The sequence below is a fragment of the Pseudomonas sp. S5F11 genome (assembly GCF_019641515.1).
GTDB lineage: Bacteria > Pseudomonadota > Gammaproteobacteria > Pseudomonadales > Pseudomonadaceae > Aquipseudomonas > Aquipseudomonas rhodesiae.
This window is the reverse complement of record NZ_JAIFJZ010000001.1, coordinates 4,571,140-4,596,490: the sequence shown is the minus strand read 5'-3', so window position 1 is coordinate 4,596,490 and position 25,351 is coordinate 4,571,140. Positions and strand designations below refer to the sequence as shown.

General features: G+C 56.4%; 21 protein-coding genes and 2 tRNA genes. 3 read left to right on the top strand and 20 right to left on the bottom strand.

Going from position 1 to position 25,351, the window contains the following annotated elements; genetic code table 11:
• Nucleotides 1–39 precede the first annotated feature (39 nt).
• On the top strand, nt 40–2,973 hold the full coding sequence (locus K1567_RS20735; RefSeq protein WP_169868961.1) for a DUF748 domain-containing protein: 2,934 nt from the start codon (nt 40–42) through the stop codon (nt 2,971–2,973).
• A gap of 202 nt (nt 2,974–3,175) precedes the next feature.
• Here the strand turns inward: K1567_RS20735 and K1567_RS20730 are convergent, their stop codons facing one another.
• Complete coding sequence (locus tag K1567_RS20730) at nt 3,176–3,517, bottom strand: helix-turn-helix domain-containing protein (RefSeq protein WP_034100702.1); 342 nt, start codon at nt 3,515–3,517, stop codon at nt 3,176–3,178.
• Nucleotides 3,518–3,667: 150 nt separating this feature from the next.
• Between K1567_RS20730 and gstA the strand changes: the two genes are divergently transcribed.
• Entirely contained in the window at nt 3,668–4,297 is a 630-nt protein-coding gene (gene gstA, locus K1567_RS20725) for a glutathione transferase GstA (RefSeq protein ID WP_169868962.1), read from the top strand.
• Nucleotides 4,298–4,526: 229 nt separating this feature from the next.
• Here gstA and K1567_RS20720 read toward each other — a convergent pair whose 3' ends face one another.
• From K1567_RS20720 to rlmE, 16 genes are all read right to left on the bottom strand, one after another.
• Complete coding sequence (locus K1567_RS20720; protein ID WP_034100705.1) at nt 4,527–5,129, bottom strand: BON domain-containing protein; 603 nt, start codon at nt 5,127–5,129, stop codon at nt 4,527–4,529.
• Between the two features lie 295 nt (nt 5,130–5,424).
• Complete coding sequence (pnp, locus tag K1567_RS20715; RefSeq protein ID WP_034100707.1) at nt 5,425–7,530, bottom strand: polyribonucleotide nucleotidyltransferase; 2,106 nt, start codon at nt 7,528–7,530, stop codon at nt 5,425–5,427.
• Between the two features lie 193 nt (nt 7,531–7,723).
• Complete coding sequence (gene rpsO, locus K1567_RS20710; RefSeq protein ID WP_003177875.1) at nt 7,724–7,993, bottom strand: 30S ribosomal protein S15; 270 nt, start codon at nt 7,991–7,993, stop codon at nt 7,724–7,726.
• 115 nt (nt 7,994–8,108) lie between these two features.
• Nucleotides 8,109–9,026, bottom strand: coding sequence for a tRNA pseudouridine(55) synthase TruB (gene truB / locus K1567_RS20705; RefSeq protein WP_034100709.1), 918 nt, complete (start codon nt 9,024–9,026; stop codon nt 8,109–8,111).
• Between the two features lie 3 nt (nt 9,027–9,029).
• Entirely contained in the window at nt 9,030–9,425 is a 396-nt protein-coding gene (rbfA, locus tag K1567_RS20700; protein ID WP_034100712.1) for a 30S ribosome-binding factor RbfA, read from the bottom strand.
• Nucleotides 9,426–9,584: 159 nt separating this feature from the next.
• Nucleotides 9,585–12,104, bottom strand: a complete 2,520-nt coding sequence (gene infB / locus K1567_RS20695) for a translation initiation factor IF-2 (RefSeq protein ID WP_034100714.1) — start codon at nt 12,102–12,104, stop codon at nt 9,585–9,587.
• Between the two features lie 27 nt (nt 12,105–12,131).
• Nucleotides 12,132–13,613, bottom strand: coding sequence for a transcription termination factor NusA (nusA, locus tag K1567_RS20690; RefSeq protein WP_034100716.1), 1,482 nt, complete (start codon nt 13,611–13,613; stop codon nt 12,132–12,134).
• Nucleotides 13,614–13,660: 47 nt separating this feature from the next.
• Complete coding sequence (rimP, locus tag K1567_RS20685) at nt 13,661–14,119, bottom strand: ribosome maturation factor RimP (protein ID WP_034100945.1); 459 nt, start codon at nt 14,117–14,119, stop codon at nt 13,661–13,663.
• 140 nt (nt 14,120–14,259) lie between these two features.
• A tRNA-Met gene (locus K1567_RS20680) sits at nt 14,260–14,336 on the bottom strand.
• A gap of 96 nt (nt 14,337–14,432) precedes the next feature.
• Nucleotides 14,433–14,518: transfer RNA gene (locus tag K1567_RS20675), tRNA-Leu, on the bottom strand.
• Between the two features lie 22 nt (nt 14,519–14,540).
• A complete protein-coding gene (secG, locus tag K1567_RS20670) occupies nt 14,541–14,924 on the bottom strand; it encodes a preprotein translocase subunit SecG (RefSeq protein WP_034100718.1) in 384 nt (127 codons plus the stop codon).
• Nucleotides 14,925–14,928: 4 nt separating this feature from the next.
• Nucleotides 14,929–15,684: a triose-phosphate isomerase gene (tpiA, locus tag K1567_RS20665; protein WP_034100720.1), complete on the bottom strand. Its 756-nt coding sequence runs from the start codon at nt 15,682–15,684 to the stop codon at nt 14,929–14,931.
• 66 nt (nt 15,685–15,750) lie between these two features.
• On the bottom strand, nt 15,751–17,088 hold the full coding sequence (gene glmM / locus K1567_RS20660) for a phosphoglucosamine mutase (RefSeq protein ID WP_169868964.1): 1,338 nt from the start codon (nt 17,086–17,088) through the stop codon (nt 15,751–15,753).
• A 16-nt stretch (nt 17,089–17,104) separates the two neighbouring features.
• Nucleotides 17,105–17,956 carry a dihydropteroate synthase gene (folP, locus tag K1567_RS20655; protein ID WP_047882053.1) on the bottom strand — a complete coding sequence of 284 codons (852 nt, stop codon included), beginning with the start codon at nt 17,954–17,956 and terminating at the stop codon, nt 17,105–17,107.
• A gap of 8 nt (nt 17,957–17,964) precedes the next feature.
• Nucleotides 17,965–19,875, bottom strand: a complete 1,911-nt coding sequence (ftsH, locus tag K1567_RS20650; RefSeq protein ID WP_034100726.1) for an ATP-dependent zinc metalloprotease FtsH — start codon at nt 19,873–19,875, stop codon at nt 17,965–17,967.
• Nucleotides 19,876–20,075: 200 nt separating this feature from the next.
• Nucleotides 20,076–20,726 carry a 23S rRNA (uridine(2552)-2'-O)-methyltransferase RlmE gene (rlmE, locus tag K1567_RS20645; RefSeq protein WP_034100727.1) on the bottom strand — a complete coding sequence of 217 codons (651 nt, stop codon included), beginning with the start codon at nt 20,724–20,726 and terminating at the stop codon, nt 20,076–20,078.
• Between the two features lie 105 nt (nt 20,727–20,831).
• Between rlmE and K1567_RS20640 the strand changes: the two genes are divergently transcribed.
• The gene (locus K1567_RS20640; protein ID WP_010206607.1) at nt 20,832–21,140 is read left to right on the top strand and encodes a YhbY family RNA-binding protein; all 309 of its coding nucleotides are present in this window, start codon (nt 20,832–20,834) and stop codon (nt 21,138–21,140) included.
• Between the two features lie 8 nt (nt 21,141–21,148).
• Here the strand turns inward: K1567_RS20640 and K1567_RS20635 are convergent, their stop codons facing one another.
• From K1567_RS20635 to carB, 3 genes are read right to left on the bottom strand one after another with little or no spacing between them, the layout of a single operon-like run.
• Entirely contained in the window at nt 21,149–21,553 is a 405-nt protein-coding gene (locus tag K1567_RS20635) for a hypothetical protein (RefSeq protein ID WP_034100731.1), read from the bottom strand.
• Between the two features lie 28 nt (nt 21,554–21,581).
• Entirely contained in the window at nt 21,582–22,058 is a 477-nt protein-coding gene (greA, locus tag K1567_RS20630; RefSeq protein ID WP_034100946.1) for a transcription elongation factor GreA, read from the bottom strand.
• A gap of 2 nt (nt 22,059–22,060) precedes the next feature.
• Nucleotides 22,061–25,282 carry a carbamoyl-phosphate synthase large subunit gene (gene carB, locus K1567_RS20625; RefSeq protein ID WP_034100733.1) on the bottom strand — a complete coding sequence of 1,074 codons (3,222 nt, stop codon included), beginning with the start codon at nt 25,280–25,282 and terminating at the stop codon, nt 22,061–22,063.
• Nucleotides 25,283–25,351 lie beyond the last annotated feature (69 nt).

Below are 25,351 nucleotides of genomic sequence, written 5' to 3'. Positions count from 1 at the left end.
CTCCAAGGCACTCCTTGTTCGACATAGATGGCGTCACCCATGCCCAAAGGATTGATCCGCGCCGCCGGCGCCTTGTTGACTGCCCTGGCCTTGTACAGCTTGCTGGGCTTTTTGATCCTCCCCGGCATTGGCCTTCGCATTGCCAACCAACAATTGGCCGAGTACGCCACAGTGCCGGCACGCATCGAGCGGATCGAACTGAACCCGTTCAGCCTTGAGCTGACGGTCTGGGGCCTGAAAATAGGTGACCCGGGCAAGGAGCAGCTGGGCTTCGAGCGTCTGTATGCCAACCTTCAGGTCGACAGCCTTTGGACCCGCGCCCTGCATCTGGCCGATGTGCAACTGGACAAGCCCAAGACCGAATTGCTGTTCAACAAATCCGGCCAATTGAACCTGGCGCAGTTGTTCAAACTACCACCCAGTGAGCCAACACCGACTGATCCTGACGCCAAGCCCTTCCCGCTGCGTGTGGACAACATCAAACTGGCCGGTGGCTATTTGCACTTTGAGGACTTGCGCCCCAGCGAGCCCATCGAATTCCTCTACGACAAACTCGACTTCGAACTGAAGAACCTCAGCACCCTGCCTGAGGACAATGCCGACATGACCCTGGTCGCGGCCGGCCCCGAGGGCGGGCATATCGACTGGAAAGGCAATTTCAGCCTGGTGCCGATCACGTCCCAGGGCACCCTGAAGGTCACCGACGGCAAAATGAAAGCCTGGTGGCCGTATGTGCGCGACGCACTGCCCTTGGTGCTTGAAGATGGCGTACTCAATTTCAGCACCGAATACACCCTCAGCCTGGCCAAAGATACCCAACTGAACCTCACCAACACCGCCGCCAGTATCGCGCCGTTTGCCATCAAGGCGCCGGACGGCCGGCCACTGGTGCGATTGGAGCGTCTGGACGTCAGCGACACCACCGTGGACCTGGCGAAACAGCAAGTGGTCGTCGGCAAAATCCGCAGCAATAAGCTCGAAACCTGGGCCGCGCGTGAGGCTGACGGGCAACTGGACTGGCAAAAACTGTTCGCCAGCCAACCGAGCAAACCGGCCAAGGCACCGGAGCCGGCCAGCGCCCCTGCCACCGCCGACTCGCCCAAGGCAGAACCCGCCGCGCCCAGCAAGCCATGGCAAGTGCTGCTCAAGGATGTGCAATTGCGCAACTACCAAGTGCACCTGGCTGATCGTCAGGCCAAGCCTGCGGTCGCACTGGAACTGGGCCCGCTGAACGTCGACATGCAGAACTTCGACAGCCTCAACGGCAGCCCCTTCAACCTGAAAATCGATAGCGGCTTGGGCAAACAGGGCAAGCTGCAGGCCAGTGGTGAGGTCAACCTCAACCCGGTCACCGCCAGATTGAAAGTCACGACCCAGGACATCGACCTGCGTGTCGCCCAGTCCTATATCAGCCCATTCATACGCCTGGAACTGCGTAGCGGCATGCTCGGCAGCAATCTGGACGTCAACCTCAAGAGCACCGAACCGCTGGCACTCCAAGTCACTGGCCGGGCTCAGGTCGACCAACTGCACACCCTCGATACGCTCAAGACCCGCGACTTTCTCAAGTGGCAGCGTCTGGTACTCGAAGGCGTGAATTACCAACATGGCCAAAGCCTGTCGATCGATAAGGTCAACCTGCTGCAGCCCTACGCCCGTTTCATGATCAACGATGATCGCACCACCAACGTTGATGACCTGCTGATTCCGCAGCCGGCGGACACTGGCGCCAAGTCGACAGCCAAACCGGCTGCGAGCAAAGACAAGCCGCTGGGCATTCGCATTGGGCAGATTGCGATCAACGACGGCTCGGCCAACTTTGCCGACTTCAGCCTCACGCCTAACTTCGCCACGGCGATTCAACAGCTCAACGGCCAGATCGGTACCATCGACAGCCGCCAGGCCAAGCCTGCCAGCGTCGACATCAAGGGTAAGGTCGACCGCTATGCGCCCGTGACGATCAAAGGCAGTGTCAACCCGTTCGATCCGATGGCGGCGCTGGACATCGCCACCAGCTTCAAGCGGGTCGAACTGACCACCCTCACGCCTTACTCAGGCAAGTTCGCCGGTTTCCGTATCCGCAAGGGCCGCCTGAACCTCGACTTGCATTACGTGATCACCAAAGGCCAACTGAAAGCCGAAAACAAAGTAGTGGTCGAACAGCTGCAATTGGGGGAAAAAGTCGACAGTGCCGATGCGGTGGATTTACCGATTCGTCTGGCCATCGCACTGCTCAAAGACAGTGACGGCAAGATATCCATCGAGCTGCCCGTCAGTGGCGACCTCAACAATCCCCAATTCAGCGTTATGCCGATCGTTTGGCAGACCCTGCGAAACCTGGTGGTTCGCGCCGCCACGGCGCCTTTTAAATTCATTGGCGGGCTGGTCACCGGCGGTGGTGCCGAAGACTTGGGCAACGTCTCGTTCGCACCGGGCTCCAGCGAATTGAGCAAGGACGCCGAAGGCGCGCTGAATAAACTGGCCACAGCGCTTAAAGAACGCCCTACCCTGCGCCTGGAAATCGAAGGCACTGCCGCCGCCAGCAGCGACGGGCCATTCCTGGCTGAACAACGTCTGGAGCGCGAATACCAATACAACTACTACAAGATGCTGCAGCGTCGGGGAGACAAAGTCCCGGCCCAGGCCTCATTGCTGCAAGTACCGGAAAGCGAGAAAGCGCCCCTGCTGGAAGGCATCTACCGAACCCGCTTGAAACAGCAGCCGCCCGCGGAGTGGAAAGACCTGAGCCGAGACGAGCGTTCGGCGAAGCTTAAGGACGGCGTGATCAAGTTCTGGAGTACCAGTGATGTGCTGTTGCGCCAATTGGGTCAAGACCGTGCCAGCACTATCAAGGACTACTTGGTGGATAAAGGGCAATTGGAAGACGATCGGGTTTACTTCATTGATGCGCAGTTAGGCCAGGCTGAAAAAGACGGTAGCGTGGTGACGCCAATGCATCTGGATGCCGAGTAGTGAGGGGGCGTATCTAGGCGCATTGTGGCTGGGGCCGTGCTCGTAGTGTCCGTCTGGCCCCAAAGACGATGATGCCTACCTCACGCCAAGTCACAGTCTTGGCGTACTTTGAAGGAAGCCCTCAAACGGCTGCAGGCGCAGCCGGTAATTAAGATCAGCCAGCTACCGCAGCCTACGTGGAATGGCGACTAACTAAGGCACGTTAAGCTGGACCGACGCCATCAACGCACTGGCGGCTCTTGACCCATAGCCCAAACTGTTTCATTACCTCAACCACAGGCTCTAACCGCCGTCCGTCGAGTGTGAGCTCATATTCAACCGTGACGGGCACGGTGGGAAATACTGTACGTTTGACGAGACCTGCTTCCTCAAGAGCGCGTAAATCGAGGGTTAACATTCGTTGGGAAATAGCGGGGATGTCCCGCCTAAGCGCATTAAAGCGCTTTGGCCCATCGAGCAGGTATGAGGCAAGGAGCAGACGCCAGCGACCACCGAGCAAACGCATCGCTTCTTCGACCGAGCAGCCAGATATATTGTCTTTCATGGTCAAAATCCTAAACGCATGCAGGTATATTTTTTGTACCTATACTACAAAATAGTGCGTTCTTCCTATTTTATACCTGACATCTAGAATGAGCTGAAACCACCTCTGTGTTGGAATTGAAAGCGCTCGCTCATGCTCTGGAGTCTGTAAATGAAGCTGTACTACATCCCCGCATCTTGCTCCTTATCGCCCCATATCGTCATGAATGAGCTTGGTCTCGACGCCACGCTGGTTAAAGTCGATCACAAGAAACACCTCACCGAATCAGGTGCCGATTACTTCGAGGTCAACAGCTTTGGTTATGTGCCGGCAATCGAGCTGGACGACGGCACTATCCTGCGTGAAGGCCCAGCAATCGTGCAATATTTGGGTGACCTGAGGCCGGAGCTTGGGCTTGTTCCCCCCCATTGCACCCTTGATCGATACCGGCTTCAAGAGTGGCTGAGTTTCCTGGCGTCTGAGATTCATAAGGGGTTCATTCCGCTGTTGTACTCCACACTCGCAGGTAAATACGTAGACACTGCCAAGCCGAAGCTGGAGAAGCGCTTCGCCTGGATTGACGAACAGTTGAGTACTCGCCCATACCTCATGGGTGATTCCTTCACTGTGGCAGATGCCTATTTGTTCGCATTGACAGGCTGGGGGCAGGCCGCGTGGCTGACCAGTTATTACAAAGCCGACATTCACTTCGACAATTTGCCTAACCTACATGCCTGGTATGACCGGGTTAAAGTGCGTCCTGCCGTTCAAAAAGCGTTGCAAGAAGAAGGTCTTGCGTGAACGTGGGTGCAGGCCGATTCGAGATAGCTATGGACAATCAATACTAGCTCCCCCGGTGCAATAGGCTCGCTTGTTGCAGTCGGCCTTAAAATAGAACAGGCCCCGACACAAAGTGCCGGGGCCTGTAATGACCACATCCGTGTAGTCGGTCGCATGAATCTCAGAGGTGCATTGAGTGGATATCTAACTCACGCGCCGCCGCCGCTAAGCTCAGACGAACCATTGAGCGTTACTCAGCTTTCAGGCCATCAGCCGATACAGCTTTCACGCCTTTGATTTTCTTGGTGATCGCAACAGCAGTGGCTTTCTGCGATTCGGTCACTGGGGTAGCGGACGACAGGGAAACCACACCTTTGTTGGTCTCGACCTTAATGTCAGTGCCAGGAATGCCTTTTTCGGTTACCAGGTCAGCTTTCACCTTGGTGGTGATCCAAGTATCCGAAGTGGCTTCTTTGGACTTGTCGATGTTGTCAGCCTTTGCAGCGCCGCCAGCCATCAGGCCATCAGCGGAAACAGCGGTAACACCTTTGATTTTCTTGGTGATAGCTACGGCAGTCGCCTTCTGCGAGTCCGAAATTGCTACATCGGAAGACAGGGAAACCACGCCTTTGTTGGTTTCAACCTTGATGTCCGAACCTGGAATGCCTTTTTCGGTCAGCAGGTCAGCTTTGACTTTGGTGGTGATCCAGGTATCCGAAGTGGACTCTTTAGCCTTGGTCATCTCGCCAGCAGCCAGGGTCATCGGCGCCTGAGTAGGTTGGGCGAAGGCAGCGTTGGCCATAGCCAGGGTCAGAGCGGTAGCTGTTGCGGTAGCGAGAGCGAACTTCTTCATACGAGTAACTCCTGTTTTATTAAAAGTCTGCAGCGTGTAAACCTCAATGCTGCAGCGTTAACAGGGATATTGCAGACACTGTGCCAATTCTATTCTTGCTATTAAAACCTTTAAAAACAATGACTTACAAATCAACACCATTTCCGGAATCGTGCATATTGCATGAAGCCCTCAACACCTGCATGCAAGTTGCGGCATTCGGGTTTTCATTAACCGTCTGATTTTTAGGCATTTTCCAGCAGCCATAAAAAAAGGACTCCGAAGAGTCCTTTTTTAGCTTGAGAACTAGGGGTAATTAAACGCCCGAGGCTTTGGCCGCTGCTACGTCTTTGATGGACAGTTTGATACGGCCGCGGTTGTCCACGTCCAGTACCAGTACTTCCACTTCCTGGCCTTCTTTGAGGATATCGGTCACCTTCTCAACGCGAGCGTCGCTCAACATGGAGATGTGAACCAGACCGTCCTTGCCTGGCAGGATGTTGACGAATGCGCCGAAGTCGACAATGCGCTCAACCTTACCTACGTAGATTTTGCCGATCTCAGCTTCTGCAGTGATGCCCAGCACGCGCTGACGTGCAGCTTCCGCAGCTTCCTTGGTTTCGCCGAAGATCTTGATCGAACCATCGTCTTCGATATCGATCGAGGCCTTGGTTTCTTCGCAGATCGCACGGATGGTCGCGCCGCCTTTACCGATAACGTCACGGATTTTGTCGGTGTCGATCTTCATCGCGATCATGGTCGGAGCGTTTTCCGACAGTTCGGTACGCGACTGACCAATGATCTGGTTCATCTGGCCGAGGATGTTCAGGCGCGCTTCAAGGGCTTGGCCCAGAGCGATTTCCATGATTTCTTCGGTGATGCCTTTGATCTTGATGTCCATCTGCAGCGCAGTAACACCTTTAGCGGTACCGGCTACTTTGAAGTCCATGTCGCCCAAATGGTCTTCGTCACCCAGGATGTCGGTCAGGACGGCAAACTTCTCGCCTTCCTTCACCAGGCCCATGGCGATACCGGCAACCGGCGCCTTCATCGGCACACCGGCGTCCATCAATGCCAGGGAAGCACCGCACACGGAAGCCATCGAGCTGGAACCGTTGGACTCAGTGATTTCCGATACGACACGGATGGTGTACGGGAACACGTCAGCAGCCGGCAGCATGGCCTGAACCGAACGACGGGCCAGACGGCCGTGACCGATTTCGCGACGACCCGCACCGCCCATGCGACCGCACTCGCCCACCGAGAACGGAGGGAAGTTGTAGTGCAGCATGAAGGGGTCTTTTTTCTCGCCTTCCAGGGTGTCCAGCAGTTGTGCGTCACGGGCAGTGCCCAGGGTCGCAACTACCAGTGCCTGAGTTTCACCACGGGTGAACAGGGCCGAACCGTGAGTCTTCGGCAGAACGCCGACTTCGATGTTCAGCGGGCGCACGGTACGGGTATCGCGGCCGTCGATACGTGGCTTGCCGTTAACGATGTTTTCGCGAACGGTGCGGTATTCGATTTCACCAAATGCAGCTTTGACGTCGCTGGCGGAAGGCTGGCCTTCTTCACCGGACAGCTTAGCCACCACCTGATCCTTCAACTCGCCCAGGCGAGCGTAACGGTCGGCCTTGACGGTGATGGTGTAGGCGTCGGAGATGGCAGCGCCGAACTCAGAACGGATGGTGCCCAGCAGTTCGGTAGCTTCGGCTTGCGGAGCCCAGGTCCAGGTTGGCTTGGCGGCTTCAGCAGCCAGCTCGGTGACCGCTTTGATAACGGCCTGGAATTCGTCATGGGCGAACAGTACAGCGCCCAGCATCTGGTCTTCAGTCAGCTCTTTGGCTTCCGATTCAACCATCAGTACGGCTTCCGAGGTACCGGCAACGACCATGTCCAGGCTCGACGCTTTCAGTTGCTCGTAAGTCGGGTTCAGCAGGTAACCGGTGCTTTCGTGGAACGCAACGCGGGCAGCGCCGATCGGGCCATCGAAAGGAATGCCGGAGATGGCCAGGGCAGCCGAAGTACCGATCATCGCAGCGATGTCCGGATCGGTCTTCTTGCTGGTGGACACGACGGTGCAGACAACCTGCACTTCGTTCATGAAGCCTTCAGGGAACAGCGGACGGATCGGACGGTCGATCAGTCGGGAAGTCAGGGTTTCTTTCTCGGAAGGACGACCTTCGCGCTTGAAGAAACCGCCAGGGATCTTACCGGCAGCGTAAGTCTTTTCCTGGTAGTGAACGGAAAGAGGGAAGAAGCCTTTGCTAGGGTCAGCGGTCTTGGCGCCAACAACGGTCACCAATACGGTAACGTCATCATCAACGGTAACCAGCACTGCGCCGGAGGCTTGACGGGCGATACGGCCTGTCTCGAGGGTAACGGTCGACTGACCGAACTGAAATTTTTTGATAACCGGGTTCACGGTGTCCTACCTTCTTTGTGGCTCTTGGGGAACTTGTCTTCTTGCGAAATTCTTGGGCAATGCCGGGAATCGGCCCGACGCTCGTCCAGGGTAAAACGTGTATCCAGATAAAACTTGAGGCTGGGAGCCTGCCATGGGCCAGCGGGATTCCACTGACACACGGCAGACAACCAACCTCTAGCGCAATCGCTTATTAGCGACGCAGACCCAGGCGACCGATCAGAGTCTGATAACGACCCAGATCTTTGCCTTTCAGGTAGTCCAGCAGCTTACGGCGCTGGTTTACCATGCGGATCAGACCACGACGGGAGTGGTGGTCTTTACCGTTGGCCTTGAAGTGACCTTGCAGCTTGTTGATGTTGTGGGTCAGCAGTGCAACTTGCACTTCTGGCGAACCAGTGTCACCAACAGCTTGCTGATAGTCAGCTACGATTTGTGCTTTTTCTTGAACGTCGAGAGCCATGAGGCAATCCTTTTTTCAGGAAACCACCCAAAGGGAAGTTTCAACAGGCCAGGGACAAATCCCTGTATCTAAAAATGAGTGTTGACCATGCCTGTTAACAGCCACACTCGTTCGGTCATTCTGACCGAATCAGTCGACGCGGCGCGATGCGCCCGTCTTCGCTCACTTCACCGATACCGATAAAGCGACCGTTGTGATCCTGTACTCGCACCATACCGAACTTCGGGGCATCCGGAGCGCGTACCGGTTGGCCGTTGAGCCAGTAGAACGCGCTGTGTTCCGAGAAGTGCAGCAATGGCCAATCCAGCAGCCCACTGTCCGATGGCATCAGGAAGCGATCAACCGCTTCATTACCGCCTTCGGCATGCACCGCTTCCAACTCTTCCAACGTCACCGTCTGGGCCAGACTGAAAGGCCCGGCCTGGGTGCGTCGCAGTTCTGCAACGTAGGCACCGCAACCGAGCTTTTCACCGATATCTTCCACCAGGGTACGGATATAGGTGCCTTTGCTGCAGTCCACGGCCAAACGCGCGGTATCGCCTTCACAGGCGAGCAATTCCAAGCGCGCAATAGTAACAGAACGCGGTTCACGCTCCACTACTTCACCCGCACGCGCCAACTTGTAAAGGGGCTGGCCATCACGCTTGAGCGCCGAGTACATAGGCGGTATCTGGCTGATTTCTCCACGAAAAGCGGGTAAAACAGCCTCGATATCAGCACGACCAACGGTCACGTCACGAACCTGCAGAACATCGCCTTCGGCGTCGGCCGTGGTAGTGGTCTTGCCCAGTTGCATCAGGGTTTCGTAACCCTTGTCGGAATCGAGCAAGTATTGCGAGAACTTGGTGGCCTCGCCGAAGCACAGCGGCAATACGCCCGTAGCCAGCGGATCGAGACTACCTGTGTGCCCGGCCTTCTCAGCGTTGAGCAACCAGCGGACCTTCTGCAGCGCTGCATTGGAGGTAAAGCCAATGGGTTTGTCGAGCAGAATGATGCCGCTGACGTTACGACGGATACGTTTGACCTGAGCCACCGCTTACTCCTTGGCGTCTTCAGGTGCGGACGGGTGCTGGCTGTCTTCAGCCACGGCGCGCTCAATCAGTGCCGACAGATGCGCACCACGCACCACACTTTCATCGTAGTGGAAGTGCAGTTGGGGAACGCTGCGCAGCTTCATTTCACGGGCCAACTGCATGCGCAGGAAACCTGCTGCAGCGTTGAGCACCTTGATGCTTTGCGCTATTTCTTCGCTGTTATCCTGCCCCATCACGGTGATGAAGATCTTCGCGTGGCCCACGTCACGGCTCACCTCAACAGCGGTGATGGTGACCAGGCCAACGCGCGGGTCTTTGACTTCGCGACGGATCAGTTGAGCCAACTCTCGCTGCATCTGATCGCCGATACGCTGGGTACGGCTGTATTCTTTTGCCATGTCTTGTTACCTGTTACTGCCACACGGTGAAACCCGTGGGGTCTGAAAGCGGCAAACGCCCGGCCTGACAAAAGCCAGACCGGGCGTTGCGTTTAGAGTCCGTACGCGGTGCGGGGCATTTGCATACCCACTCGCCGCGTGGCTCCGGAAGTGCGCGAGTTAGAGGCTGCGAGCAACCTGAACCTTCTCGAAGACTTCGATCTTGTCGCCAACCTTGACGTCGTTGTAGCTCTTGACGCCGATACCGCATTCCATGCCGGCACGCACTTCGGAAGCGTCATCCTTGAAGCGGCGCAGGGATTCCAGCTCGCCTTCGAAGATAACGATGTCTTCACGCAGTACACGGATTGGGCGGTTACGGTACACAGTGCCTTCGACAACCATGCAACCGGCGATCGCACCGAATTTCGGCGAGCGGAACACGTCACGCACCTCGGCGATACCCAGGATGTTCTCCCGGACGTCGCTGCCAAGCATGCCGGTAAGGGCTTTCTTGACGTCTTCAATGATGTCGTAGATGACGTTGTAGTAACGCATGTCCAGGCCTTCCTGCTCGACGATCTTGCGAGCGCCGGCATCGGCACGCACGTTGAAGCCGAACAGTACAGCGTTGGAAGCCAGTGCCAGGTTGGCGTCGGATTCGGTGATACCACCGACACCGCCACCGACAACGCGCACTTGCACTTCGTCGTTACCCAGGCCGTTCAAGGCGCCGTTCAACGCTTCGAGGGAACCACGTACGTCGGATTTGAGGACGATGTTAAGCGTCTTCTTCTCTTCCTGGCCCATGTTCTCGAAGATGTTTTCAAGCTTGCCGGCGTGAGCACGGGCCAGTTTGACTTCGCGGAACTTGCCTTGACGGAACAGAGCCACTTCACGGGCTTTCTTCTCGTCGGCAACCACGCTCATCTCGTCGCCAGCGTCCGGAGTACCGTCCAGGCCGAGAATCTCGACTGGAATGGCCGGACCGGCTTCCTTGATTGGCTTACCGTTCTCGTCGAGCATGGCACGTACACGGCCGTAGTTCGAACCGACCAGAACCATGTCGCCTTGGCGCAGGGTACCGTCTTGAACCAGCACCGTCGCAACCGGGCCACGGCCCTTGTCGAGGCGGGATTCGACCACGACACCGCGGCCAGGAGCCGATGGTGTTGCGGTCAGTTCCAGAACTTCGGCTTGCAACAGAACGGCTTCAAGCAGTTCGTCAACGCCGGTACCCATTTTCGCGGAGACCGGTACGAATGGAGTGTCACCACCCCACTCTTCGGAAGTCACGCCATGAACCGACAGTTCGCTACGGATGCGATCAAGATCGGCGCCCGGCTTGTCGATTTTGTTCACAGCTACAACCAAAGGAACGCCAGCAGCCTTGGCATGCTGAACGGCTTCGATGGTTTGTGGCATCACGCCGTCGTCCGCCGCAACCACCAGGATCACGATGTCAGTCGCCTTGGCACCACGGGCACGCATTGCGGTAAACGCGGCGTGACCAGGGGTGTCGAGGAACGTCACCATGCCACGGTCGGTTTCAACGTGGTAAGCACCAATGTGCTGGGTGATACCACCAGCTTCACCCGCAGCCACCTTGGCACGACGGATGTAGTCGAGCAGGGAGGTTTTACCGTGGTCAACGTGGCCCATTACGGTCACAACCGGTGCACGGGAAACCGCTTCACCTTCAAACTTCAGGGACTCGGCCAGGGAATCTTCCAGGGCGGTGTCGCTGACCAGGGTCACTTTGTGGCCCAGCTCTTCAGCAACCAGTTGAGCAGTTTCCTGATCCAGTACCTGGTTGATGGTGGCCGGCGTGCCCAGCTTGAACATGAACTTGATAATTTCAGCAGCCTTGACCGACATCTGCTGGGCCAGATCGCCCACAGTGATGGTCTCGCCGATCTTCACTTCGCGCACAACAGGGCCGGTTGGGCTCTGGAAACCGTGGGCGTTGCGTTTCTTCAGCTTGGCCTTGCCGCGACCACCGCGACGGAAGCCATCGCTCTCTTCGTCGGTAGTACGTGGGGCAACGCGTGGAGCAGGCGCTTTCTCTTTGACCGAAGCACGATGCGGAGCGTTTTTACGCTCGCCATCGCCGCCGCCGCGACGATTGTTATCGTCGGCACGTGGTTTGTCCGGACGACGGGGCTCTTCACGCTTACGGTCAGCTGCAGGGGCTGGTGCAGCGGCAACCGGAGCGGCCTCACGCACAGCTTCAACAGGTGCACTTGGCGCGGCAACCGCTTCAGTGGCAGCAGGTTGCGCAGCAGCAGGCTGGCGACGCGCTTCTTCTTCGGCGCGACGCTTGGCTTCTTCTTCAGCCTTCTGACGTGCAGCATTTTCTACTGCGCGACGTTCTTCCAGTTCACGTTTGCGCTCGGCTTCGATTTCTTCCGGGCTGCGCTGTACGAAGACTTTCTTCTTGCGTACTTCAACGCTGATGCTCTTGCTACCCGCAACACGCAGGGTGCTGGTGGTTTTGCGCTGCAATGTAATCTTGCGCGGTTCTTCCACTTTCGCCTTGTGGCTGCTCTTCAAGTGAGTCAGCAAAGACTGCTTCTCACTATCGCTCACACCTTCATCGGCGGCGGTGTGCGGCAGACCTGCCTCACGCATCTGCTGCAACAGGCGCTCTACCGGTGTTTTGACCTCATCGGCCAGTTGTTTCACCGTGACTTGCGTCATGCACTTCTCTCCTCAGGCCGCGCCTAGTTACTCGAACCAATGGGCTCGGGCGGCCATGATCAACTTGCCGGCACGATCTTCGTCAATGCCGTCGATGTCGAGCAGATCGTCAATAGACTGCTCGGCCAGGTCTTCGCGGGTAATTACGCCGCGCACCGCCAGTTCCATCGCCAAATCCTTGTCCATACCCTCAAGCGAGAGCAGGTCTTCGGCCGGATGGGCGTCTGCCAGCTTTTCCTCAGTAGCGATGGCTTTAGTCAACAAGCGATCCTTGGCCCGAGCGCGAAGCTCGTTGACGATATCTTCGTCAAAGCCGTCGATGTTGAGCATTTCTTCCAACGGTACGTAGGCAATCTCTTCCAGGCTGGTGAAACCTTCATCTACCAGAACCTGTGCCAATTCTTCATCGACTTCCAACTCTTCGATGAAGTTGCGCAGGATGTCGCCGGTTTCAGCTTGCTGCTTAGCCTGGATGTCCGATTCGGTCATCACGTTCAGGGTCCAACCGGTCAGTTGGCTGGCCAGACGCACGTTCTGACCACCACGACCAATGGCCTGAGCCAGATTGTCTGCGCCAACGGCGATGTCCATGGCATGGGCATCTTCGTCAACGATAATTGCCGCCACTTCAGCCGGCGACATGGCGTTGATCACGAACTGCGCCGGGTTATCGTCCCACAGGACGATATCCACACGCTCACCGCCCAACTCACCGGACACCGCCTGAACGCGCGAACCGCGCATACCAATACAAGCGCCCTGCGGGTCGATACGTTTGTCCTTGGAGCGGACCGCGATTTTGGCGCGCGAACCCGGGTCACGGGACGCAGCCATCACTTCGATCAGACCTTCGGCAATTTCCGGCACCTCGATACGGAACAGCTCGATCAGCATTTCCGGTGCGGTACGCGACAGGATCAACTGAGGGCCGCGGTTCTCGGTGCGGATTTCCTTGAGCAGCGCCCGCAAACGCACGCCGACACGGAAGGTTTCGCGAGAGATGATGTCTTCACGGGCCAGCAACGCTTCGGCGTTGTTACCCAGGTCGACGATCACATTGTCGCGAGTTACTTTTTTAACGGTACCGGAGATGATCTCACCCAGGCGTTCGCGATAGGCGTCAACGACTTGAGCGCGCTCGGCTTCGCGAACCTTCTGCACGATGACCTGTTTAGCAGTCTGTGCAGCAATACGGCCGAATTCAATCGATTCGATCTTTTCTTCGACGACATCACCGACCTTTGCGCCAGGGTGCGTTTCAGCAACCTTGCTCGGCCAGGTTTCGATGGCCGGATCATCAAGATCGGCTTCTTCGACGACCGTCCAGCGACGGAAAGTCTCATAGGCACCGGTGTGGCGGTTAATTTCCACACGCAGATCAACTTCGTCTTCAAAACGCTTTTTGGTAGCAGTGGCCAAAGCCAGCTCCAACGCTTCAAAAATCACGTTTGCCGGTACGCCCTTTTCATTGGATACCGACTCAACAACCAGCAGTACTTCTTTGCTCATCGTACGCCTCGCCTTTCGCAAGCCATTGGATCCGCGGGATCCGCGTCTCAGTCAAAACTGGGAATAATGTTGGCCTTGTCGACCATATCGATCGGCAACAGGAACTCATGGTCTTCTACCTGCACCACGACGTCCTGCTCTTCTACACCGCGTAGAAGGCCCTGAAAGTTGCGTCGCCCTTCAAAGGGAGATCGCAGCTTGATCTTCACTTGTTCACCGACATATTTAGCAAACTGCTCGAGAGTGAACAGTGGGCGTTCCATGCCTGGCGAGGAAACTTCAAGGGTGTACTCAACGGAAATTGGATCTTCAACATCCAACACACCACTGATCTGACGGCTGACAATGGCACAATCGTCCACCAGCACGCCGCCCTCTTTATCGATATAAACGCGCAACATTGAGTGGCGACCTTGAGCCGAAAACTCAATACCCCAGCATTCATAGCCTAGGGCCACGACCACCGGGGCCAGCAAGGCCTGCAACTCTTCTAGCTTGCTCGACACCTGAACCCCCTCGTGCATGTATGTGCATGCTGTGCAAAATAAAAAAATGGGCGAAACGCCCATCCTTGAAACGCCGTCGAACAGCGGCGTTGAAAGTGTCCAGCTAACAAAAAGCCCCTTAAAAGGGGCTCCGCTAAAACTGGTTGCGGGGGCCGGATTTGAACCGACGACCTTCGGGTTATGAGCCCGACGAGCTACCAGACTGCTCCACCCCGCGACAAAGCTGGGGCGGAAGTATACGACCGATCCCTTACAGGGTCAATGTAACCTTCCACCTACAAGAAAGCCCGCAACAGCGGGCTCTCCTGATAATTGGTACCGAGAAGGGGACTCGAACCCCTACACCCTATGGGCACAACCACCTCAAGGTTGCGTGTCTACCAATTCCACCACCTCGGCAATACAGCGTTTAAAACCCTTCTTACTTCTGCTCTTGAGCTGGAGGTACGTCAGTCGCTGGAGTAGCCGACTTTTGCTCTTGAAGCACCGGGACATCATCAGAAGCCGGTTTTGCTTTAGGTACTTCTAACACTGCTGGATCTGGCAAACCTACTTGAGTCAGCATATGAGCTTTCTCTTTAGCAAAGTAACCTAACCCCAAGCTGGTTATGAAGAAACCGGCGGCAAGTATAGCAGTAAACTTACTAAGAAAGGTAGAGGAACCTTGGCTTCCGAACACAGTATTTGAAGCACCTGCACCGAAAGACGCACCAGCATCCGCACCTTTACCCTGTTGCAACAAAACCAGGGCAACTACGCCCAGGGCAGCCAACAGATGAAAAACGACTACGACTGTTTCCAGCATTTTTTCAGTTTCCCGCGGCGCGACAAATCGCACCGAACTCATCTGCATTCAGGGAAGCTCCACCAATGAGCCCCCCATCGATATCCGGCATGCCGAACAGTTCGACCGCATTGGCCGCCTTCACGCTGCCGCCGTATAGAAGACGCACACCTTGTGCGACTTCAGAATTCTCTGCCGCCAACTGAGCGCGGATGGCTGCGTGCACATCCTGCGCCTGTTGCGGTGTAGCAGTCAGCCCGGTACCAATGGCCCAGACCGGCTCATAAGCAATGACCGCCTTTGCAAACGCGCCAACGCCCAACTCTTCAATGATGCTGCCAAGCTGACGCGAGACAACCTCAAGAGTCTTGCCGGATTCGCGCTGCTCCAGGGTCTCCCCTATACACAACACAGGAACCAAGCCACATGCTTGTGCTGCTGCGAACTTGCGATTGAGGGTGCCATCCCGCTCACCCATCATCTGGCGACGCTCGGAATGCCCAACAAGCACAAATGAACATCCCGCGTCGACCAACTGACTTGGCGCAATCTCGCCAGTCAAAGCACCTTGCATGGCCTCCACTGCAGAATTCTGCGCGCCGACCTGAATCGACTTACCTTTCAAGCCATCAACCACCTGGGTGATATGCAAGCAAGGCGGGAAAACCGCAACATCAACACCGCTAGGCAAAGCCAAGTGACGAAGGCCATTGATCAGCTCAGCGACACTGGCGCGGGTACCGTGCATCTTCCAGTTACCAGCTACCATAGTGCGACGCATGCTGTACCTCGTCGGTCAAAGTGGGCGCAGATGTTACCCAACCACATCATCACTGGCAAGCCGAATTCAGGCGCAAACTTCAGTTACCAGTTTCGCCAGGTCTTCTGCATGGCCACGGACCTGTATTTCATCTTCCCCTTCGACCATGACACGCACTAGAGGCTCGGTCCCGGACTTACGCAACAACACGCGCCCACGGCCAGCCATTGCTTGGGTCACGCGCTCGCACGCTTCCTTAACAGCGGGGTGCTCGATTGGGTTTTCGCCACCGGCAAAGCGCACATTGAGCAGCACCTGCGGGCATTTACGCATGGCCTGACGCGCTTGAGCGAGGCTCTCTTCACGACGCCGCAGCGCAAGCAACACCTGCAATGCAGAGATAATGGCATCACCTGTCGTGGTGTGCTGGAAGCAGACAACATGCCCGGAGTTCTCGCCCCCCACCTGCCAATTTCGCTCCAGGAGCTCAGCAATCACATAACGGTCCCCAACATTCGCGCGAATGAAAGGAATGCCTAATTCCGCCAGAGCCAACTCAAGGCCCAGATTGCTCATCAGTGTCCCAACGACACCGCCCTGTAACTTGTTACGCTCATGCAGATCGCGAGCAATGATGAATAACAGATCATCACCGTCTACTACAGTACCGGTGTGATCCACCATCAACACACGGTCACCGTCGCCATCAAAGGCAATCCCCAGATCGGCATGCTGAGCCAAAACTGCGGCCTGCAATTGCTCCATATGAGTAGAACCGCAATTCTCGTTGATGTTCAAACCGTTAGGCTGGGCCGACAGCACTGTCACATCAGCGCCCAACTCCTTGAATACGCTTGGCGCCACTTTGTAAGTCGCACCGTGAGCGCAATCGACAACGATTTTAAGGCCAGCGAAATTAGTACTGCTTGGCACACTGCTTTTGCAAAATTCGATGTAGCGGCCCGATGCATCATTGATACGTGACACTTTGCCCAACTTACTGGACTCGACCACTGTCATGGGGGCATCCAGCAACTCCTCGATCATTAACTCGATTTCGTCCGGCAGTTTAGTGCCCTGCCCAGAGAAGAATTTGATGCCGTTGTCGTCGTGAGGGTTGTGAGAAGCGCTGATCACAATACCGGCCTCAGCATGAAACGTGCGCGTCAGGTAAGCGATCGCCGGCGTAGGCATTGGCCCCAACAACATCACATCCGCACCTGCAGCTGACAAACCAGCCTCAAGCGCTGATTCAAACATGTAACCGGAAATTCGAGTGTCCTTCCCCACCAGGATGCGGCACGCCCCCATACTGCGGAACGCCATGCCTGCCGCCCACCCCAACTTGAGCATAAAATCAGGAGTAATGGGAAACTCGCCGACCCGACCACGAATACCGTCGGTGCCAAAATATTTTTTAGTCATAAGTGCTCCATCATTCTTATTCGGCTGATTCTACCGCGGCAATCATACGCACCACGTCAACGGTCTCGGCGACATCATGCACGCGCAAAATCCGTGCACCTTTGGTCATGGCAAGCGCCGCCAGTGCAAGGCCGCCATACAGACGTTCGCCAACAGGACGATTCAACGCCAGCCCAATCATGCTCTTGCGCGACACCCCGACCAACAGGGGACGACCAAGGGCATGCAAGGACTCCATGTGTTTGAACAAACTTAAATTGTGCTGCAAAGTCTTGGCGAATCCAAAACCCGGATCCAGGATGAGCTGCTCCGGCGCTATTCCGACTGCCGCGCACTGAGCGATTCGCTCAGCCAGGAAACCCGTTACCTCACCTACCAGATCATCGTAATGGGGGTCGTCCTGCATATTCCCGGGCTCACCGAGCATATGCATCAGGCACACCGGCAATCCTGTAGCCGCAGCCGCATCCAAGGCTCCATCACGCCGTAGAGACCGCACATCATTGATCAATCCAGCCCCAAGTCGCGCGGTTTCGCGCATGACAGCCGGAGTCGATGTATCAACGGAGATGATCACATCCAGCTCACGTGCGATGCGCTCGACAATGGGAGCAACCCGCTCCAACTCCTCAAGTGGAGAAACTATACGAGCACCAGGCCGAGTCGATTCGCCGCCGACATCGATCAAGGTCGCACCAGCCGCCACCATCGCCTCGGCATGACGCAACGCTGCATCCTGCTGACTGAATCGGCCGCCGTCGGAAAAGGAATCGGGAGTTACATTGAGAATGCCCATGACATGCGTATGGGCCAAATCAAGAACCCGGTTGCCGCAAGGCAACCGGGTGGAGGACAACACAGAAGTCATTTCAAACCTTAGTGGTCAGCCGCAGGGCCGCCGATTGGGGTCTCAGGGCGTTCATTCTGAACAACGGGCGGAGTACCCGAGGTACCTGAACCACCCTCCCAGTCACGAGGCTCGCGCGGTGGACGACCCGCCATGATGTCGTCGATCTGATCAGCATCAATGGTTTCGTACTTCATCAGAGCATCGGCCATCGCGTCGAGCTTGTCGCGATTATCCGTGAGGATCTGCTTAGCAGTGCCGTAGCACTGATCAATGATGCTGCGCACCTCGGAATCGATCAGCTTGGCAGTCTCACCGGAGAAACTGGCATTTTGACCGCCACCACCACGCCCCAAGAACACTTCGCCATCTTCCTCGGCATACATAAGAGGGCCGAGTTTTTCGGACAAGCCCCACTTGGTCACCATATTTCGTGCAATCTGGCTGGCGCGCATGATGTCGTTGGAGGCGCCGGTGGTCACACCGTCAAAACCCAAAGTCATCTCTTCGGCAATCCGCCCGCCATACAGCGAACAGATCTGACTGATCAGCGCGCGCTTGGAGAGGCTATAACGGTCTTCCTCAGGCAGGAACATAGTCACGCCAAGTGCCCGGCCTCGTGGAATGATCGACACCTTGTAGACCGGGTCGTGCTCAGGCACAACGCGCCCCACAATAGCGTGACCAGCCTCGTGGTAAGCAGTGTTCTGCTTCTCTTTTTCGGACATAACCATGGATTTGCGCTCGGCGCCCATCATGATCTTGTCTTTTGCCAGCTCGAATTCTTTCATTTCAACAATGCGCTTGCCGGTACGCGCTGCAAACAACGACGCCTCGTTCACCAAGTTGGCAAGGTCGGCACCGGAAAAACCTGGGGTGCCACGAGCAATCACCGCAGGAGCAACGTCGTCGCCCATCGGCACTTTGCGCATATGAACTTTCAGAATCTGCTCGCGTCCACGAATGTCCGGCAGGCCAACCACGACCTGACGGTCGAAACGGCCTGGACGCAGTAACGCGGGGTCAAGCACATCAGGACGGTTGGTTGCGGCGATGACGATAATGCCGTCATTCATCTCGAAACCATCCATCTCCACGAGCAATTGGTTGAGCGTTTGCTCGCGCTCATCGTGACCACCGCCCATGCCCGCACCACGATGACGACCAACGGCGTCAATTTCGTCGATAAAGATAATGCACGGCGCATGCTTCTTAGCTTGCTCGAACATATCGCGAACACGGCTTGCGCCGACACCGACGAACATTTCGACAAAGTCAGAACCGGAAATCGTGAAGAACGGCACCTTGGCTTCACCAGCAATCGCCTTGGCCAGCAAGGTTTTACCAGTACCCGGAGGACCGACCATCAGCACACCGCGCGGAATACGCCCACCAAGGCGCTGAAATTTGCCCGGATCGCGCAGGAACTCGACGAGCTCGCCCACTTCCTCTTTAGCTTCATCACAACCGGCAACGTCGGCCAGAGTGGTTTTCACCTGATCTTCGGAGAGCAGGCGTGCCTTGCTCTTCCCGAAGCTCATCGGCCCACCCTTGCCTCCCGCGCCGCCTTGCATCTGGCGCATGAAGAACATGAACACAGCAATGATCACCAGGATTGGGAAGCTGGCTACCAATAGCTGGGTCCAGATGCTCTGTTGCTCCGGCTGCTTACCTTCAACGACGACATGGTTGTCCACCAGATCGCCGATCAGACCGTTGTCCTGGATTGCCGGACGAATCGTCTTGAAGCTGTCGCCATCGGTGCGTTTGCCGGTGATCACGTAGCCATCAACCGCTACGCGCTCAACCTTTCCATCCTTAACTTGCTGGATGAAGTCGGAATAGTTGAGGGTCTGCGGCTCGTTAGGGCTGGAGAAGTTGTTCATCACCGTCACCAGGACAGCCGCGATGATCAACCACAGGATCAGATTCTTTGCCATATCGTTCAATTAACTACCCTCTGAAGCAAGCTCCGCTGCTGGCGCGCGCTTCGCATGATATTCACCGACCTAACTTACTACATTACCTACAACTCTGGCAGGCACCGTCTGTAACCCTTTGTGAAACTTTGACTACACAATATTCGTAAAGCTTCATGACGAAAGCGATATAAAAAAACCTATCGACTCCGTTGAAACCTTCAAAGACGCTCATCACTCGCGGCGCCTTCGATGCCACGGAACCCTCGAGCCAACAGATATTGCTCGCGGGATCGATCCCTTGAGGAGTCCGGCTTGCGCATCTGCACCTTATCGAACAGCTTACGGATATTCTTGTGGTACTCGTCAAAACCTTCACCCTGGAAGACTTTGACCAGGAAATCACCGCCTGGGCGCAATACACGCCCTGCCAGATCCAACGCCAATTCACACAGGAACATGGCGCGTGGCATATCAACTGCCGGTAATCCACTCATATTGGGTGCCATGTCGGAAATCACAAGGTCCACCTGCGAATTTCCTACAGCCTCAAGGATCTCGGCCAGCACGGCATCCTGAGTGAAATCACCATGAACAAAGGTCACATCCGGGATGCTGTCCATCTCCAGGATGTCGGACGCGATCAACCGCCCCTGACCACCAATCAGACGACTGGCCACCTGCGACCAACCACCTGGGGCTGCCCCCAAGTCGATAACGCTCATGCCTGGCCGGAATAATTTATCCTTGTCCTGCAGCTCCAGCAGCTTATAGCTAGCCCGGGAGCGGTAGCCGTCCTTCTGCGCCTTTTTGACGTAAGGATCGTTGAAATGTTCTTTTAGCCAGTTAAGGCTGGTTTTGGAACGGGCCACGGGCCACCTCGAAAATAAAACGGGTCGTGATTAACTGGGCGGTCCCGGACTCGCTCGGGTAAACTGGCCGCCGCTTTTTACAAGATCAGACGCAGGGGTCAGATTATGCCGCTCACTCAAGAGCAGAAGAAACAGTACAAATCCATTGGCCACCATCTGAAACCAGTTCTGATTGTGGCAGACAACGGTTTGACTGAGGGTGTGCTAGCCGAATTCGAGCGCGCACTCAACGATCACGAACTGATCAAAATCAAGGTCAACATCCTTGATCGCGAAGCACGTCTGGCCGCCATTGCAGAACTGTGCAAAGTGGGCAAAGCAGATCTGGTTCAGGTTATCGGCAAGATGGCGCTGCTGTATCGCAAGAATTTCAGCGTCAACAAGCAACTGTCGAACGTTCATCGCTTCAAATGAGAAAAGAGTCAAGGGCGTGCTTTGCGCGCCCCGCCACTCCATCCCGGCGCAGGCTGCACAACTAGCACGAGCCCCGAGAAACCTAGCACAAGATAGCTGAATAGCCGCCAGCGCAACGCCTCAGGCAGCCAGAGATGCACGACGCAGTACATCGCGCAAGCATACAGCGCCATCAGCAGCAGTTGCCCTCGAATATCCCGCCACAAACTCTCCAAACCTTCAGCCTTGATCAACACCAATGTTTGAAGCAATACGCACGCTGCCGCAAAGCCCACCAGCAACGCACTGAGCATTCCGTCGAGCTCATCGATCAGCAACGGCGCCAAGCCAATCAAACCGAGTGCCGGCAGCACCCCAATATGGAGCAGCCACAAACCACCCACCCACAACATCTGAGTGAGTTGCCAGAGCATGGCGCCCGCACGAAGCGGGCGCCGCCTTTCAGATGTGACGAACTTCGACAATCTCGTACTCGATCACGCCACTTGGCGTTTTGACGGCGACCACGTCACCCTCTTCCTTGGCGATCAAGGCACGTGCAATAGGCGAACCGACAGAGATTTTGCCCTGCTTGATGTCAGCCTCGTCCTCACCCACGATGTGGTAAGTCACGCTTTCGTCCGTCTCAACGTTGGCGATTTCGACAGTGGTACCGAAAATCACCTTGCCGGTGTGCGGAATAGTGGTCACATCGATGATCACAGCATTTTGCATGCGACCTTCGATATCACGAATCCGCGCCTCGACCATACCCTGCTGCTCGCGAGCAGCGTGATATTCAGCGTTCTCCTTCAAGTCACCCAGCTCACGGGCCGTACCGATGTCCTGGCTCAGCTTCGGACGTACGACCTTGGTCAGGTGGGCGTGCTCCTCTTCCAGGGCGCGAGCGCCCTGAACAGTCATTGGATATTTGGTAATGCTCATGCCTTCAATCCTGCGTGTAGATCCTGCAAGCGACGAACGGTCTTTTCTGGACCGAACTTAAGTGCTTCACAGATAGCTTCGCCAGCAGCAATGGTGGTGGTGCAGTAAATCTTGTGCTGCAAGGCGTTACGACGAATGGAGTAGGAATCCGCGATCGACTGACGACCTTCGGTCGTGTTGATGATCAGAGTGACTTCGTCATTCTTGATCATGTCGACCACATGCGGACGACCTTCCGTTACCTTGTTCACGCGGCGCACCTTAAGGCCGGCAGCCTCGATCAACTTGGCAGTCCCTGCGGTGGCAACGACTTCGAAGCCCAAGTTGATCAGATCACGCGCCACGCCTGCAACCAGCGGCTTGTCGTCATCGCGAACACTGATGAACGCAGTACCGCCGGTCGGCAGAATTTCGCTGGCCCCCATCTGTGCTTTAGCAAAAGCCTCACCGAACGTGTCGCCCACGCCCATCACCTCACCGGTAGACTTCATCTCTGGGCCCAGGATCGGGTCCACGCCAGGGAATTTGGCGAATGGGAACACCGCCTCCTTCACGCTGTAGAAGTTCGGGATGATTTCTTTGGTGAAACCGATTTCTTTCAGAGTCTTACCGGCCATCACGCGCGCAGCGATCATGGCCAGGGACACGCCGATGCACTTGGACACAAATGGCACGGTACGCGAAGCTCGTGGGTTGACCTCGATGACGTAGATGTCTTCGCCTTGCAACGCCAACTGCACGTTCATCAGACCGACCACGCCCAACTCCAAAGCCATTTTCTTGACCTGGTCGCGCATCACATCCTGAATGTGCGCCGGCAGCGAGTAAGGCGGCAGCGAGCAAGCAGAGTCACCGGAGTGAACACCGGCCTGCTCGATGTGCTGCATGATCGCGCCGATCACTACGTCGGTGCCATCGCAGACCGCATCCACGTCCATTTCGATGGCGCAGTTGAGGAAGTGGTCCAGCAGCACCGGGCTGTCGTTGGACACTTTCACAGCATCGCGCAGGTAGCGCTTGAGTTCTTCTTCTTCGTAAACGATTTCCATCGCTCGGCCGCCCAGCACATAAGACGGGCGCACCACCAACGGATAGCCAATTTTGCTGGCCGCACGAATCGCTTCATCTTCGCTACGCACGGTGGCGTTTGGCGGCTGACGCAGGTTCAAGCGCTCAACCATTTGCTGGAAACGCTCACGGTCTTCTGCACGGTCGATGGCGTCCGGGCTGGTACCGATAATTGGCACACCAGCAGCTTCCAAGGCACGCGCCAGCTTCAGCGGAGTCTGGCCGCCGTACTGAACGATCACGCCTTTAGGCTTCTCGACACGCACGATTTCCAGCACGTCTTCCAGGGTCACCGGCTCGAAGTACAGACGATCAGAAGTATCGTAATCGGTGGAAACGGTTTCCGGGTTGCAGTTGACCATGATGGTCTCGTACCCGTCTTCGCGCAGGGCGAGAGCAGCGTGTACGCAGCAGTAGTCAAATTCGATGCCCTGGCCGATACGGTTAGGACCGCCACCCAGGATCATGATCTTGTCGCGACCCGACGGCGCCGCTTCGCACTCTTCCTCGTAGGTGGAGTACAGATAAGCGGTATCGGTGGAGAACTCGGCCGCGCAAGTATCCACGCGCTTGTAGACCGGGAAGATCTCCAGCTTGTGGCGATGAGTGCGCAGGTTCTTCTCGGTCACACCCAGCAACTTGGCCAGGCGCTGGTCGGAGAAGCCCTTGCGCTTGAGGCGGAACATCATGTCGCGGTCGATGCTGGCCAGACCCAGGGTCTTGACCTTCTCTTCTTCCTTGATCAGATCTTCGATCTGCACCAGGAACCATGGGTCGATCATGTTCATGCCGAAGATGTCTTCGACACTCAGGCCGGCACGGAATGCATCAGCGACGTACCAGATCCGCTCGGCACCCGGCACGGTCAGTTCGCGCTTGAGCACGCTCATGCTTTCCGGGTTGCTCAGATCGAGCTTTTCATCCAGGCCGCACACGCCGACTTCCAGGCCACGCAGAGCTTTCTGCAAGGACTCCTGGAAGGTCCGGCCGATGGCCATCACTTCGCCCACGGACTTCATCTGGGTAGTCAGGCGCGCATCCGCTTTGGCGAACTTCTCAAAAGCAAAGCGCGGCAGCTTGGTCACCACGTAGTCGATGGAAGGCTCGAAGGACGCTGGGGTCTTGCCGCCAGTGATGTCGTTCGACAGTTCATCCAAGGTATAACCCACGGCCAGTTTGGCAGCGACCTTGGCGATCGGGAAACCCGTGGCCTTAGAAGCCAGTGCCGACGAACGGGAAACACGCGGGTTCATTTCGATCACGACCATACGACCGGTGTTCGGGCAGATCCCGAACTGAACGTTGGAACCGCCGGTTTCTACACCGATCTCGCGCAATACCGCCAGGGAAGCGTTACGCAGGATCTGATATTCCTTGTCGGTCAGGGTCTGCGCCGGCGCCACGGTGATGGAGTCACCGGTGTGCACGCCCATCGGGTCGAAGTTTTCGATGGAGCAGACGATGATGCAGTTGTCTTTCTTATCGCGAACAACCTCCATCTCGTATTCTTTCCAACCGATCAAGGATTCGTCGATCAGCAGCTCTTTGGTCGGCGACAGGTCCAGACCACGGGCGCAGATTTCTTCGAATTCTTCACGGTTGTAGGCAATACCACCACCGGTGCCGCCCATGGTGAAGGACGGACGGATGATGCATGGGAAACCCAAGGTCTCGAGGACCGCATTGGCTTCCTCCATGCTGTGGGCGATACCGGAGCGCGGGCAGGCCAGGCCGATGGACTTCATGGCCTTGTCGAAGCGCGAGCGGTCTTCGGCTTTGTCGATGGTGTCGGCATTGGCGCCGATCATCTCTACGCCGAACTTCTCCAGAACGCCTTCGCGCTCCAGATCCAGGGCGCAGTTCAGGGCAGTCTGGCCACCCATGGTCGGCAGCAACGCGTCCGGACGCTCTTTCTCGATGATCTTGGCAACCGTCTGCCATTTGATCGGCTCGATGTAGGTCGCGTCAGCCATCGCCGGGTCGGTCATGATGGTGGCTGGGTTGGAGTTCACCAGGATGACGCGGTAGCCCTCTTCGCGCAGGGCTTTACAGGCCTGGGCGCCGGAGTAGTCGAACTCGCAGGCCTGGCCGATCACAATCGGGCCAGCGCCGAGAATCAGGATGCTTTTTATGTCTGTACGTTTTGGCATGGGTTTGTCACTCAAATCCGCAGGTCAGTCGGCAAGCCGTCTTGAACAATCTTTAGAGAGCCCGCGAGG

Coding starts and splice junctions, on each gene's coding strand:
- tpiA (WP_034100720.1), bottom strand. CDS start 15,684: ATGCGTCGCACTATGGTAGCTGGTAACTGGAAGATGCACGGTACCCGC.
- K1567_RS20735 (WP_169868961.1), top strand. CDS start 40: ATGCCCAAAGGATTGATCCGCGCCGCCGGCGCCTTGTTGACTGCCCTG.
- gstA (WP_169868962.1), top strand. CDS start 3,668: ATGAAGCTGTACTACATCCCCGCATCTTGCTCCTTATCGCCCCATATC.
- folP (WP_047882053.1), bottom strand. CDS start 17,956: ATGACTTCTGTGTTGTCCTCCACCCGGTTGCCTTGCGGCAACCGGGTT.
- K1567_RS20720 (WP_034100705.1), bottom strand. CDS start 5,129: ATGAAGAAGTTCGCTCTCGCTACCGCAACAGCTACCGCTCTGACCCTG.
- glmM (WP_169868964.1), bottom strand. CDS start 17,088: ATGACTAAAAAATATTTTGGCACCGACGGTATTCGTGGTCGGGTCGGC.
- rbfA (WP_034100712.1), bottom strand. CDS start 9,425: ATGGCAAAAGAATACAGCCGTACCCAGCGTATCGGCGATCAGATGCAG.
- K1567_RS20635 (WP_034100731.1), bottom strand. CDS start 21,553: ATGCTCTGGCAACTCACTCAGATGTTGTGGGTGGGTGGTTTGTGGCTG.
- rpsO (WP_003177875.1), bottom strand. CDS start 7,993: ATGGCTCTCGACGTTCAAGAAAAAGCACAAATCGTAGCTGACTATCAG.
- infB (WP_034100714.1), bottom strand. CDS start 12,104: ATGACGCAAGTCACGGTGAAACAACTGGCCGATGAGGTCAAAACACCG.
- K1567_RS20730 (WP_034100702.1), bottom strand. CDS start 3,517: ATGAAAGACAATATATCTGGCTGCTCGGTCGAAGAAGCGATGCGTTTG.
- ftsH (WP_034100726.1), bottom strand. CDS start 19,875: ATGGCAAAGAATCTGATCCTGTGGTTGATCATCGCGGCTGTCCTGGTG.
- K1567_RS20640 (WP_010206607.1), top strand. CDS start 20,832: ATGCCGCTCACTCAAGAGCAGAAGAAACAGTACAAATCCATTGGCCAC.
- secG (WP_034100718.1), bottom strand. CDS start 14,924: ATGCTGGAAACAGTCGTAGTCGTTTTTCATCTGTTGGCTGCCCTGGGC.
- carB (WP_034100733.1), bottom strand. CDS start 25,282: ATGCCAAAACGTACAGACATAAAAAGCATCCTGATTCTCGGCGCTGGC.
- nusA (WP_034100716.1), bottom strand. CDS start 13,613: ATGAGCAAAGAAGTACTGCTGGTTGTTGAGTCGGTATCCAATGAAAAG.